8 protein-coding genes, 1 tRNA gene and 1 pseudogene are annotated in these 13822 nt (G+C 50.5%); 6 read left to right on the forward strand and 4 right to left on the reverse strand.

Annotated elements, in window-relative coordinates; all coding sequences use genetic code 11:
* The 3 genes from IQ260_RS31100 to IQ260_RS16795 all read left to right on the forward strand — a co-directional run.
* The coding region (locus IQ260_RS31100; protein WP_228016187.1) for a hypothetical protein at window positions 1-1013 on the forward strand (1013 nt) is incomplete at its 5' end.
* Window positions 1014-1060: 47 nt separating this feature from the next.
* Window positions 1061-3331: a DUF3488 and transglutaminase-like domain-containing protein gene (locus IQ260_RS16790; RefSeq protein WP_193994263.1), complete on the forward strand. Its 2271-nt coding sequence runs from the start codon at window positions 1061-1063 to the stop codon at window positions 3329-3331.
* A 215-nt stretch (window positions 3332-3546) separates the two neighbouring features.
* Window positions 3547-4830 carry an aspartate aminotransferase family protein gene (locus IQ260_RS16795; RefSeq protein WP_322744981.1) on the forward strand — a complete coding sequence of 428 codons (1284 nt, stop codon included), beginning with the start codon at window positions 3547-3549 and terminating at the stop codon, window positions 4828-4830.
* Between the two features lie 327 nt (window positions 4831-5157).
* On the opposite strand, the gene recF is transcribed toward IQ260_RS16795, so the two are convergent.
* Entirely contained in the window at window positions 5158-6315 is a 1158-nt protein-coding gene (gene recF / locus IQ260_RS16800) for a DNA replication/repair protein RecF (protein WP_193994264.1), read from the reverse strand.
* A 30-nt stretch (window positions 6316-6345) separates the two neighbouring features.
* On the reverse strand, window positions 6346-7440 hold the full coding sequence (locus IQ260_RS16805) for a YheT family hydrolase (protein WP_193994265.1): 1095 nt from the start codon (window positions 7438-7440) through the stop codon (window positions 6346-6348).
* 245 nt (window positions 7441-7685) lie between these two features.
* Here IQ260_RS16805 and IQ260_RS16810 point away from each other — a divergent pair.
* Window positions 7686-7757: transfer RNA gene (locus IQ260_RS16810), tRNA-Gln, on the forward strand.
* A gap of 88 nt (window positions 7758-7845) precedes the next feature.
* Here the strand turns inward: IQ260_RS16810 and IQ260_RS16815 are convergent.
* Window positions 7846-8094, reverse strand: coding sequence for a hypothetical protein (locus IQ260_RS16815; RefSeq protein WP_193994266.1), 249 nt, complete (start codon window positions 8092-8094; stop codon window positions 7846-7848).
* 72 nt (window positions 8095-8166) lie between these two features.
* Window positions 8167-8673 (reverse strand): annotated as a pseudogene (locus IQ260_RS16820) (transposase); the annotation flags it as partial.
* A 398-nt stretch (window positions 8674-9071) separates the two neighbouring features.
* Here IQ260_RS16820 and IQ260_RS16825 point away from each other — a divergent pair.
* Entirely contained in the window at window positions 9072-10526 is a 1455-nt protein-coding gene (locus tag IQ260_RS16825) for a GAF domain-containing sensor histidine kinase (protein WP_193994268.1), read from the forward strand.
* Between the two features lie 750 nt (window positions 10527-11276).
* The coding region (locus tag IQ260_RS16830; RefSeq protein ID WP_193994269.1) for a DUF7925 domain-containing protein at window positions 11277-13822 on the forward strand (2546 nt) is incomplete at its 3' end.

Raw genomic sequence — 13822 nt, forward strand, 5'->3', positions numbered from 1 at the left:
ATCTAATCATGAATAGTGAGTCAGAAAATTTGAAACGCTTATTGCTAGAGTTCTTAACTTTTGACCGCTCGGCATCCCCTATATCAGGAAATGAGCCTACCCCTTTGACAGGATCTAACCCATCAGCAGTCTGTGCATCTGAAGTCGGATCTGACGCTGTATCATTTGACTTTTTAGTTGAAACGGGTCAGTCGTTTAACTTCGGAGATAAAACCACTGTGCAAGATCGTTTCCACACACTTTTAAAACACCGATTCCAAACGGAGTATGCAAATCGGCCCCCGCTGTTTCCGTGGGAAGCTGAGGTCCGAGAGTATCCAACTGAGATACCCATGCCGACCTACGCTCAACCCATAAGTCGGTTATGGCTTGAAAACCCGCTCCGGTTTAGCATCTCAAGCAAATTGCCTGAGACTGTTCTGCACCGTTTGTTGGACCGCTGCCAGAGCATGGCGCAGTCCACACAAAAGCAGGGCGTTAAATTAGTCCAAATTGTTGAATCTCTTTTCCCAGATTCATTAGAGGCTCTAGAGCCCATTGCCAATATTGTCCTCACCCCGGCCTATCGATCGGCGGGTTCAGCCCTAGCGGAGGCAACTCTGCAGGAGGTGGAAAACTTGGCAGGAGGCTATGAGCAAGCCACCCCAGAGCAGCAAATCGCTCTGACCATGCTGGCATCAATGGAGATTATGTCGGCCCTAGCCTTAACGGTGTCGGCAGAAGAACCAACCATCAGTCGCGACTGGGTCACCCCCGAAGGTGTGGTCCACGTAGATGTGAACTATGCAGGGACCGTGCTGATTATCAATGCCACCATGCCCACCGGAGGCAGCATCCAACTGGTGGGGGCGGATGCGGATAGTCAATCCTCTCGTCCTGAGGCAGGCATGCTAACGCTGGCGCAGACAGCGCCCGTCATTGGTAATGCCTATTCCTTAGAAGTTTCTTTGGATGATGATTGTCAGCGACCGCTACGGTTTTCAGTCATGGTGCTAGAGTTATCGGAGAGTTAAGCCAGCTAGGATAAGAACGCGCCTGTTTGTTCGTGGCTCTGCCTAGTATGGTTTCTCCTATTTCTAACCCCAATCCCCCAGGCCTAATCTCAAAATGGCGGCAGCGGCTATCAGCCCTGCCGCCATCAGTGTCTGAGGACTCTATTCCCCTGAGAGTATTGGTGCAATGCCTGGTGACAGTGGGAATTAGCAGTCTGAGTGTGGCGGCCTTGGGAGTCACCGATACATCACTGTGGAATTTGGTGGCGATCCCCCTCAGTGCGGCGGGAGCCTACTGGAGCTGGCGCAGTCGGCGGCGGCGTAATATTACGGCTAAGTTTTTAATCGCCCTGGGCATGTTAGTGGCCCTGGCGTTTTTTTTAGGGCGCATGTTGCAGGTTCCTGGAGACACACGGATTGTCCTGGCGGAGCTATTGATTCACCTTCAGGTACTTCACAGTTTTGATCTGCCGCGCCGCAAAGATTTGGGCTACTCCATGATGATTGGTTTGGTGTTGGTGGGCGTGGCCGCCACCATCAGCCAAACTCTGATATTTGGGCCGTTTTTATTGCTGTTTTTATTGCTGGCGCTACCGGTGCTAGTCCTGGACTATCGTTCTCGGTTAGGACTGCTGCACTGGCGGCGAATGGCAGGGATTCCCCTAAAGCAACTGGGCGGAATTGTGGCGATTGTGCTTGCCCTGGGGTTGGTAATTTTTATTGCTATGCCAAGGCTGCCGGGCTATCAGCTGCAGACGTTTCCTGTCAGCGGCAGTGTTGACATGACCGGGGATACATCCGAGCGACAAATCTTTAATCCGGGCTATGTCAGCCGAGGCAACAACGGTGAGACAGAGGACAGCGGCGCTGACGGAGCTGAGGGTAGCCCGGAGACGGGACCAGGCCGCATCAGTACCGATTTTTATTACGGGTTTAATCAACGGATCAACCAAAATCTTAGGGGTGAGCTAGAACCCCAGGTGGTGATGCGGGTGCGATCGCAACGCGCTGGCTTTTGGCGAGTGATGGCCTTTGATCGCTACACCGGTCAAGGGTGGGAGGTGTCACGGGGGAATAACCTGGTTACCCTAAATCGATCCCAGTTATCCTATCGATTTTTACCGCCCTTGAGGCATCTGGGTGCCACCCAAGAGGTGGTCCAAACCTACACCATGGTGCAGGACTTTCAGAACCTGGTGCCGGTACTCTACGCACCAGAATCGGTCTACTTTCCCGCTGATGAGCTGGCCATGGATGCAGAAGGGGCGTTGCGTCCACCGGGTCTGCTGGTGGAAGGTCTCACCTATACGGTCGTTTCCAAGGTGCCCGTGCGCAATCCTGAACGGCTGAACCAAAGCGGAACCGACTATACGGAGCCCGTTCGACGGCACTATCTGCAGGTGCCCGATGAGATTCGCGATCGCATCCGCACCGAGACTGAACGGTGGCTGGCTACCGCTGAAGTACCTGTTGACACCCCCTACGAAAAAGCCACATTCCTGGCCCGGGTCCTGCGAGATAACTACACCATTGAAACTGACCTGGCCCATTTTGAAGATGGAGAAGATTTAGTCAGTGCTTTTTTGTTTAAGTACCAAGGAGGACAGCGCGATCAGTTCTCCACCGTACTGACCGTTATGCTCCGCTCCATCGACATTCCTGCGCGGCTAGCAACCGGGTTTGGCCCTGGGCAGTTTAACCCCTTTACCGGGTTTTATATTGTGCGTAACACCGACGCCTACGCCCAAACCGAAGTTTATTTTCCAGGCCAGGGGTGGTTTTACTTCAACCCCATACCCAATAGTTCACTGTTCTCGCCCGAGGATGAGGGCAACCATCCCTTTAGCATTCTGCGCCAGCTATGGCAGATTCTAGAAGGAGCCCTACCGGCTCCCGTCACCCGGTTTGTACAACGCGGGTTTCAGATGCTGGTCTTACTTATTGGCTTTCTGCTGCGAGGGTTATCGCGATTGAACGGTCAGGGTTGGCTAAGTGTGATCTGGTGGACCGTGGGGTTAACGGGTATGGGCTTTGTGGGCTGGCTGGGTCTGCAAGGCTGGCGACGGTGGCAGCGGTCGCTTCGGCTGGGTCGCCTGGCTCCGGCGGAGCAAATTTATCAGCAAATGCTGTGGGTGCTAAACCAGCAGGGCTATGGCAAACAGGCCAGCCAAACCCCACTGGAATATGCGGCAGGCTTGCAACGACGGTCTGATTTTCGCCACGGAAGCTTGGTGCGTCAGATGATTGATCGCTATGTGGGCTGGCGGTACGGTGGGCAACCGGTGGATGTGGATAGCTTGCAGATAGGGTTACAGGAGTTAAAGCGCCGAGGCCGGTAGGGAAATGGTGGAAGTTATTGTTGATGGGATTTATTGGAACGAGATATTATCGTCCACCTTAATCACATCTATCGATTTTCTAGGCAGATAACGCCATCAGGATTGCCTACAATCACCTAAAGACTAAAAATGTTTTGCGCTCTCAGGTTTGAGCGGCTCAGCGCCAAGTCCCAAAGCCCAAAACCTAAAATCTATAGCCAGAAAGAGGTCAGTCCGTGGTCAGTCTAAAACAGCTCGTTAAAAATCCCCTCCAGGTCTTTGGCAACAGTTCTGAGTCCTCAAAGGACTTTCAGCCAGAGGTCTTTGACCGCCATGTGATGACCACCTATGGTCGTTTTCCCCTGGCATTGACCCGAGGGGCGGGCTGTCGTGTCTGGGATGACCAGGGCAATGAGTATCTAGATTTTGTTGCCGGAATTGCCACCTGCACCCTGGGCCATGCCCATCCGGTCATGGTGGAGGCGGTCACCCAGCAAATTCAGACGCTGCACCACGTGTCGAATCTATATTACATTCCGCAACAGGGAGCCCTGGCCCAGTGGCTGACGGAGCATTCCTGTGCGGACCGGGCATTTTTCTGTAACTCAGGGGCTGAGGCCAATGAGGGGGCGATTAAGCTAGCTCGTAAATATGGCCACACCAAACTGGGGATTGAAGACCCGGTCATTATTACCGCCAATGCCAGCTTCCATGGGCGTACCCTGGCCACGATTACGGCCACTGGTCAGCCCAAGTATCAAAAGAACTTTGCGCCGCTGGTGCCGGGGTTTCACTATGTGCCGTTTAACGATGGTGATGCGTTGGAAAGTGCGATCGCATCCCTCAACACCAACGGTCCCCGCGTCGCCGCGATTCTGCTCGAAGCGCTGCAGGGAGAAGGCGGCGTCAACCCAGGCAAGATCGAGTACTTTAAGCGCGTACAACAGTTGTGTGACCAGCACAAGATTCTGCTGATTATGGATGAAGTCCAGGTGGGGGTGGGCCGCACCGGCAAGCTCTGGGGCTACGAAAATCTCGGCATTGAACCCGACGTCATCACCATAGCCAAGGGTCTGGGGGGCGGTGTTCCCATTGGGGCCATGCTGTGTAAAGACAGCTGTGATGTGTTTGAACCGGGGGACCATGCCAGCACCTATGGCGGCAATCCCTTTGTTTGCGGTGTTGCCCTCGCTGTGTGTCAAACCCTAGAGTCAGACGGTCTCATGGCGAATGCCAGTGCTCGAGGTCAGCAGCTACGTCAGGGGTTACTAAAGTTGGTGAACAGCTATCCTCAGCTGTTTGAACAGGTACGTGGCTGGGGACTGATCAATGGTCTGGTGCTAAAATCTGATGCCCCGGTTAAGTCCATTGACATTGTTAAAGCAGCAACGGCTCAAAAGTTGTTGCTGGTCCCCGCTGGTCCCGGCGTCGTCCGGTTTGTACCGCCGCTGATTGTCAGCACGGCTGAGGTGGATGAGGCCCTTGAGAAGTTGTCTCAGGCAGTTGCCGCCGTGGCTTAAGGCATACTTGTATCAACGTTGGCTGTGTCGCTGAAGCCCGCGCTGGGTTGAAACGCCAGCGCTAACTGAGGGTTGTCCACTGAAGGGACAATTGGAAGTGGCGGCGCGGGTGGTCGGTGGTGAACCGGTTGAAGACTAGCTGACTGTTGTGGAAGCGGTCTCTGAAAACACATCTTCGATGATTGTGTCCCTTTCAGTGGACACCCTTCGGTTAGCCCAGGGTTTCGAACCCTGGGCGGGCTGGCGCTTCCCCACCCAGGGCAAAATATAAGTTGACTGACAACATGATTGTAGAAAAGAGATGAGAAAAGTCTAGAATTCTGAAGATTACGCTGTCTCCAGGCATCCATTCTTAACCTGCAAAACCTGAGAAAATTTGAGCCATTGGGCATCAAACGATCCCAGATGCGTCGTGGTAATGAGTGTCTGAAACCGATCTTGGATCGTATCCAACAGCTGGTTTTGACGATTCAAATCTAGCTCCGCCAGCACATCATCCAAAAGCAGCAGGGGTGACTCTCCTACAACTTCTTCGATCAGCTGCAGCTCTGACAGTTTTAGGGCCAACACCAGAGTACGCTGCTGCCCCTGGGAGCCATACTGCCGAGCCGGCGTTTCATTAATCAAAAAGCTGATGTCATCCCGATGGGGACCGACTAGGGTGGTGCGCTGATAATACTCAGCCATGGCCTTGGCCTGGAGTTTATCTAAAAAAGCCTGCTGAATGTCGCTGGCCTCATCACTGTCCACCGCCACATTGGGGCTGTAGTGGATCTCTAGCTGCTCGGTACTACCGCTGATGGCCTGATGCCAAGCCTGGGCAATGGGAATCAGCCGTCGCAGCATGCGAGCCCGCCGTCGAATCACACGGGTGCCGAGGGCCGCCAGTTGGGCATCCCACAGAGCTAGCTGTGTGGGGTCTAGAGGCGGGTTGGGCTCGGCTGGCTGTGGACTGATTGACTGGTTAGTTTGTTGGCTAACCTGCTGTTTAAGTAGGGCATTGCGCTGTTTGAGCACCTGACCATATTGCTGCAAAATATGGATGTAGACCGGCTCTAGCTGCATCAGGAGCGTATCGGTCCAGGTGCGCCGGGTGCCAGGGCCACCGCGCACTAGTTCTAGATCTAAACAGGAAAACTGCACCGCGTTGAGATGGCCGAGAAAATCCTGCTGACGACGGAGCGTTTCGCCATTGACCACCGCTGTGCGCCGACTGCCATTGCGTAAGGTGAGCTGCAGAGACGACACCCCCAGGTCGCGTTTGAGGCTAGCTCGGATCTGGGCGGTGGTCATATCGGTTTGGACTAGGTCGCGATCGCGACTTGTCCGATGCGATTTTAACGTCGCCAACAGCTCCACAGCTTCTAGCAGGTTGGACTTACCCTGGGCATTCTCCCCCAGCAATATAGTCTTGGGCGCCAGAAACTCAACGGCCTGATCGCCGTAGTTGCGAAACTGATTGAGATGCAGAGATTGAAGAAACATAGACAGCCAGGCTTGATCCCAGTCTAGGCGTTAAACCTGATCCATAGAACAGGTTGCTAGCGGTGGCTCTGCCACAGCGTGCTCATCGCACCAGTCCAACACTCGGTTCCACGCCCACCAGCAATCAGGGTCTTGGCTGCGGCGCTGACAACTGGCACTGCTGATGTAGCCCACATGCCCCCCCTGCTCTGTCATGACCAAATCAATATGGGAGTTAGCGGCACAGCTCGCCTGAATATCGGGGACCAGAGTAGGATCAAATAGTGGATCGTCTGCCGCATAGATAATCAGAGTGGGCTTTTGGAACTCTGGCAAAAGATACAGACCACTGGTAGCCCGGTAATAATCCTCTACCGCCTCAAACCCGAGACGCCCAATCACCATCTCATGGTCAAAGCTCCAAATGCTGCTTACCCGCTCCACCGCTCCTGGGTCAAAGGCGTTGGGGTGGTATTGCTGCAGTCCTTGAAGCAGCTGTTTTAGCTTGCGCGTGATTGCCTTTTCTAGATATTGCCCTAGGGGAGCTTGCATTAGATATTGGAGCGATCTCAACGATTCCAACGCCGGACAGATCACCGCGCAGCCACTAATCTCATCCATCGTCAAATCCAGATCTGCTCCCCAATCTGGCAAATCCTGAGCCGCCTTAGATCCCCACAGCGCCAGCAGTCCCCCCAAGGAAAATGCCGTAAACCAAAAAGGAGCCGGGCAACCCATAGCCTTCGCCGCCGCTGCAATCCTGACAAAGTCTTCCCCCTCGTACAGCCCATCGGAGGTGAGCGTCGATGACAGCTTGGCCGTTTTACCATGGGCACGCCAGTCGTAAATAACGACCGCATAGCCTCGGGCATAGGCCTTACGCCCCATAACACGCAGGAACCATTGATTGTCGAGATCGCCCGTGATGCCGTAGGTGCCGATGATAGTGCCTTTTGGATTAGGCGGAATAGCAACTAGCCCAAAAATAGGCACCCCCTGCGCCCCGGTAAAAACTTTTTCTTGATAGTTCGGCTCAGGTTCAGTCAGAGTGGCTGACCAATCTTGACCGGCCCACAGACCGGCGTACAGTGTCATCAATAGGCCATTGGTGAGGGGCCAAGGTGCTTGATAGGAAGTGGAATTCATAATGGCGGCACAAGATGACCGATAGACAAGGTTCACTATGCCATAAGTCAGCTGACGGAGCTGTACCTGCGCCCCAGGAAACTCCGTTTGGGCAACTATGCTGCCGTTGGGGCATGCCCGAATACAGCTGAAAAAAAGAAAGTGACCGCAGCTGTTGACAGTACAACGCTAAAAACTGCTAATATACATGGGCTGGCAATCAAAGCTAGCTAAGTACTGGTTAATCTAGTGCATTACTCCAACGTTGGGGTGTGGCCAAGCGGTAAGGCAGCGGGTTTTGGTCCCGTCATTCGTAGGTTCGAATCCTACCACCCCAGTTACTTTCAGAGATTCATCAAAAGGAATTGCCGCAAACTTGCGGCAATTCCTTTTGATATGGTGCCGTAAATTTGGGTCATAACAGGCTCAAAAATCACAAAGACAGAAGGCATTATTTTGGTGCTTAGAACTCACTTCCTCCGCCTCGCTCAGCTTGGGAGGGCAGCCGCCACCCGGCGCATTGATACGGACGTTGGCGGATGATGCCTGGCTTTTGCGGTCGACTGGTTGGCTCACCATCACGGCAATCAAGTCACTGAATTCCTGATAGGCAATGCCAAACATCCGCTGACAACGCTCAGGATGTTGATTGATACAATCGTAGGGATTTTTCATTTGGTCGATAACGCTCTATGTTTAGAGTTTTACCGCCTTTTTTTATCCGAATTTATATTTTGAAGATGTCTGATAGACCGCCAGATTAAAGGGACCTAATCCATCCCCTTTGTTCCCTCTAACGCCGACATAGAATTGAGACATCCCAGGCCTAAATCCTTGGTCTCTAGGGACTTGATAATCGTCATCAGGACGTTGTTGAAAATGAAAGTCTTTCTTCTGACGCAAGGCAAAATACACCCCTCGCTGCTCCAGCCATTCGCCCAGTTTGGGACTATGAAATTCTCGATCTCCTAGCACTAGCGTTGGGTAGTTTCTCAATACTCCCAGAGCGGGTTTCAACACTCGTTTTTGGGTCTTAAGATCACTGTTGCCCACATGATCTAATAGCTCCCAATACAGCGGTGAGGCGTGGGTGCCCCAGACCAGGATCACCATAAACAGATTACAACCCTTCTATTGCATTCGGTCTATCGCAATCAGCCAATACCCATACTTCTGATGCGTCTTTTTTTTTAGCTGACGACGCTGGGCTCGATTGGGACGATGCCCTGTTTGAGCTTGGCGAATCCAAATTTTCTAGAACGCTTGTAAAAGAAGAAACAAGCGTTCTAGAAAATCACAGGTCCTGCCTTTTTGGAATTTCTGCATAGGTTAGTCAACTAGCCAATAGTAAATAGGCTTTAGGAAAAGACCTATTTTTGGCTTAAATTTGGCTTAAAAACATAGTGAATTGGGCCGAATTAAAGGCAATTTACGGGTATTCTGAAATTCCTGAAGCCCTCTGAAAATCTTATGATGCAACGATTTTTGTACTCTCCAAAAAGTTACAAAGTCCGTTACTGAATGCTAGAGCGGCCAGCCATGACATAGGTTCAACATATTCAAATTACTTGCTGAGCGAGGGATTACGTTCAATAGCCCATTATTTCGGGAACGATGTAGGTCACAAGAACCCACTTTTTAGCAGTACTCCAATGCACTACGGTGTTACCTCAGCTGAAGCAAGTAATAATCAGTTTCAACCTACTGATCCCCATCCTGTATGTTTACTAGATGGAACACCGCCCCTAGCACGAGAGCAGCGGCGTATGAGGGCGCTAGAGCAGCTTAAATTAACTGAATCAGCGCCAATTCCTATATTTGAAGAGGCTGCACAGAGTGTTGCTCGATTATTGGCAGTGCCTATCTGTCTAGTCAGTGTGTTCGAAAAACACAATCAAATTTTTAAGGCCACCATGGGTTTATCAAGCCTCGGGCTGATGAATCAGCTGGCCGCTACCCGTGAACTCCCTAAGACGGAATCCTTTGGCATTCAAGTCGTCGATAGCGGCCAATCGCTGATGCTATCGGATGTAGCTCAGCATCCAGCTTTTAGTCAAAGCATCTTAGTACAAAAATATGGTGTGCAAGCCTATTTAGGCGTGCCGTTGATGACCTCTGAACGGTGTTGTATTGGCACCTTGGAGATTATGGACATCATGCCACGTCAATATACGCAGCAAGATCTGGCTCTACTGGAGCTTAATGCTCGATGGGCTATGAGTGAATATGAAAAGCAATGCTGGCTAGAAGATGGAACGATCCAACAAACGATAGTCAATAGTCAGCCAATAAGCGCTCCAGAAGAGAAACTCCAAGGCAAGATCGATACCTTGCGCATGAGTTTGATCTCGCAACTCACTCAAGATTTGCGTAATCCACTTACGGCTATCACGGGTATGGCTGGTATGTTGAGTCGTAAAATTTATGGCCCATTAACCGAAAAACAACAGGAATATGCAAACGTTGTTTTGAACAGCAGTCAAAATCTCCTATCATTAACAAATGAGATTATGGAGCTGGGGTCTCTTGAGCATCAACCTCGTGAGCTATTCCTCTCGCCTGTAGATATTGAAATGCTTGCTCAACAAAGTTTACAGCCTGTAGAATTCAGCTATAAACAAAAAGATTTGGCCTTCAACCTGAGCGTAGAGCCTGGCTCACGTATTTGGGTGCTTGATAAACGTATTATCAAACAGCTAATTTACAACCTAACCCTGAGTATTGCAAAAGCCTCTGCTGAGGGGAGTACTATTCGCATTCACATTTCACGTCGAGATGACCGTTTGACCTTGGCAATATGGGTTTCGAATCCATGGCTAGGAGAAGATTTACCCCAGACGGTGATTAATTGGGGACGTCAAAATAGCATACTGCCTCCCATGCCCCCTGTAGATGCCGCCTACGGATTTGAGGCCATAGAGAATGTGTCGACCCCCATCTCTAGCAAGTCAGTAAACGAGTCTGATGCCATCGACATACGGCAGGAGTTAGGTCTTCTTCTGAGTCAACGACTAACAGATATCCATGATGGCGACATTACCATCCAGGGGTCTCAGAATCATGGATATCGCTATGTCGTAAGCTTCCCCCCCTTTGATGTAGGGTAATGATACAAAAATTGCGTCTGCAGAGGTTGCCATGGAACGCCTGTACGGCAAAAAGTAGGGATCATTAAGTTCTCAGTCCTTAGCTTAAGGGCACAAGCACCTTGAATAATTTTCTGTATTTGAACATACAGAATTTTTACATAAGATATTAACCAAACCTTATGAAAACGGGACAAGAGTGTTATCTTGTCCCGTTTTTGCGTGATCTTTCTGAGGAGAAAATCTAAATATTTTTTCTCTGTCGTATGGACAGCAGCCAGATTCTTTATTTTGGATAATATTAAAAACATTTTTATTGATGTGAAGAATAGGGTTTTTGATTCGTGAAAATACATAAAGCCTAAAGTTGAAATTCAGTGTTAGAGCGTAGTTAGAAGTCCTTAAGAAGAGGGTATTAATTAATAGGTGGGTATGCAAAGACTCAAAAGAGATTTTGTTTTTAACTGTTTCTAGAAGAATTCGAAATCTCTTTTTGTCTTGCTTTGCTGAAAAGCAATTTTATCCTGATTGTTCTCTGTTAAGCAGTATCAACTATTGGTAGAGAGCTTGAAAGGTTTTCGGCAATTAAGATTAAAAAAGCCTTTTTGAAACAAGATTTGGATTTTATCAGTGGTTAGTCTGTGATTTTTTGAGTCCCCCCTCGTTTTCAGAATTAAAGTCTGCCCTGATTATTGCCGTCCCCACTAGTCCGTTGGTTTCAATAAATCGGTTTTCTAACCTGCTCAAATTATTCATTGGTTCTCAGAAATAATGACAAAGAATACAAGTTCTAAGAGACTGAGCTGGCAGCTCTGCAAGCCAGTTGTCGCATCTGCACTTGCAATTGGTGGTGTATTTAACCTAGTGGGACTAGTGTTGGCAGAAGGCACTGCTGCTGGTACACAAATTACTAACACGGCTACGGCTACCTATCGTGACCCCGAAGGCACGCCTCAAACCTCCACATCTAATACTGTTGTGGTTGAAGTCGCTGAGATTGCTGGTATCACCGTTGTAAATACCGGAGCTCAAAAATACAATCCTGCTACGGCCCAAGGCGTTGCTGGCGCTGTTCAACCCGGTGATCAGGCTGTCTACACTTTTGAAGTCACCAACGTTGGTAACGACGAAACTGATATCAGTTTGCCGGCCCTAGCTAGCTTCACAGGTCCAGTTGACAGTGTTGTTAGCATCGTTGCCGACCTCAATGGCGATGGCACCTTTGAGCCCGCGACAGAAACTATCACTAACCGTACAGATATTGAAAACGTTGCTCCTGGAGCATCCTTTGAGGTGAGGGTCGTTGTTCAGACGTCTGCTTCAGCGCAGTCAGAAGACATCATCACGGTGCAGTATGGTGACACGCCTGGTGATGCACAAAACCAACCTTACGACTCTTCCGGTGGTAGCATCTTTACCGATGACAACGATGCCACTGATGCAGCAACACCAGGTACTCCTTTCGATTTAAATGGACCTAGCCAAACAGCTGCAGAAGCTGGGGATGAGGCCCCGGCTAACGGTGAGCGTGAAGCCAGTGCTACAGGGGAACTTACCATCAATGAAGTACCTCTCGAGCAGCCTTTAGTAACCCTGGAGAAAGAATTCTCTGCCTACGATGCAGGTGCTGATCCGGCTTCTCCCACAGATGATACTCTGACCTACGACCTGGAATTTACGGTTGGAAATACGGTACCAACAGGTAGCTCGGCCCAGCCGGCAGATCTACAACCAATTACGATCAGTGTCGATGGCGCCAATGCAAAACATGTTCTAATTTCAGATGCGCTGCCTGCAGGTACATCGTTTGTATCTTCTACTCCAGCGGACGGTACGTGGACTCCGGTATATACCGAATCTCCCGTTGGCACTAATCCAGTAGAAGCACTGTGGGTAACTGGAACTCCCTCCGCTGCCGCAACTCGAGTTGGTTTTATCAAAGACGCCGATACAGCAATTCCTGTGGGAACAACGGTAACTGGCTTTGATATCGTGGTAATCGCTGATGATGTTGATCCTACACAACAGCCGATTACCATTGCCAACGTTGCTCAAATCTTTGGTTCTGGCAATGAGGACGACCCTCTCACACCCGAAGATGAGTCCTTAATCTTCCCAGTGACAGATGAGTCTGGTGATCAAACACCTAGTAACTACGATCCGGTTACAGATACTTATAGTGACTTCAATCCGGATGTAATTGACGACCCAGCCACGCCGCTACCGGAAGGATTTACTCCAGACGATGGCTATATCGATGATCCTACCGATCTAATCACAACCGGTGTTAGCGATCAGATTACCAGCGATGATCCTGCTGACCCTGAGAACCTAGAGACTGGAACAATTGATCCTAGCGATGATAACCCAGCTACACCTGACGATGGTGGTGGTGAAGCAGTTGTTGTTGAGCTAGTCGCGGCTCCAGATTCTGATCTGTTAAATGGTCCTGACGGTGCTCCAGGTGCGGTTGGTCCGACAAGCGACAATGACGACTTTACCAATAAGTCTGCACCGTTCTCAGATGGTAATCCACCCGTAGTGGCCTTTACCAACACAGTCAAAAACGACAGTACAGAGGATGGCTGGATCACGCTGACTCCGATCGTCCCTGATACACCCGGCGATCTTCCCGCCGACACAACGGCAACTATTATTGCTCCCGATGGAACCCGTACCCTGTTTACCTACGATGGGGCAGGCGCTTGGACCAAGCAAGCGGGAGACCCTGATGTGATTGTTCCAATTCGTGCTGGCGGCTCCACTGCCGGTCCTGACGAATTTGACTACGGTGTTGAGGTTGATTTACCTGGTGTCGGGGTTACCGATCAAAATAGCTATCCCGTACCCATTCTGGCACAGTTTGACAGCGTTGCTGGTGGTCAGGACACAGACTATGAAGCTGACAACATCACTATCGATCGCGTTTATACCGGTTTCTTAGAGTTAGTCAAGACTGCTCAGGTGGTTCAGGGCGATGGTCCACCAGTATCGGGCGATCCTGCACCGGGTAACCATATTCGATACCGTGTTCAGTATCGTAACATCTCGGAAACTGAAACCGGCACTATGCAGGGTAACGTGCTCCTAACAGCGTCCGACCTGATTATTGTTGAGGATGGAACTGAACTAGCCTGTCCAAATGCAGCTTTAATCGTAGATCCTGTTACTGGCGATGCCATTGGCGGTCCCAACAACTGGGCGGTAGATAACGATACGGACGGTGTGCCTGATACCCGTCATGTCTTGAATAGCGTTAATTTGGACAACTTAGATACGGGATCTACCGGTAGCATTTTGTTCTACAACGGTCCTGC

The sequence above is a fragment of the Leptolyngbya cf. ectocarpi LEGE 11479 genome (assembly GCF_015207065.1).
In the GTDB taxonomy this organism is placed as follows: Bacteria; Cyanobacteriota; Cyanobacteriia; order Phormidesmidales; family Phormidesmidaceae; genus Leptothoe; species Leptothoe ectocarpi.

Excerpts from the sequence above, each read along its gene's own strand:
- IQ260_RS16815 (WP_193994266.1), bottom strand. The coding sequence starts at position 8,094 with ATGAAAAATCCCTACGATTGTATCAATCAACATCCTGAGCGTTGTCAG.
- IQ260_RS16805 (WP_193994265.1), bottom strand. The coding sequence starts at position 7,440 with ATGAATTCCACTTCCTATCAAGCACCTTGGCCCCTCACCAATGGCCTA.
- recF (WP_193994264.1), bottom strand. The coding sequence starts at position 6,315 with ATGTTTCTTCAATCTCTGCATCTCAATCAGTTTCGCAACTACGGCGAT.
- IQ260_RS16790 (WP_193994263.1), top strand. The coding sequence starts at position 1,061 with ATGGTTTCTCCTATTTCTAACCCCAATCCCCCAGGCCTAATCTCAAAA.
- IQ260_RS16825 (WP_193994268.1), top strand. The coding sequence starts at position 9,072 with ATGCACTACGGTGTTACCTCAGCTGAAGCAAGTAATAATCAGTTTCAA.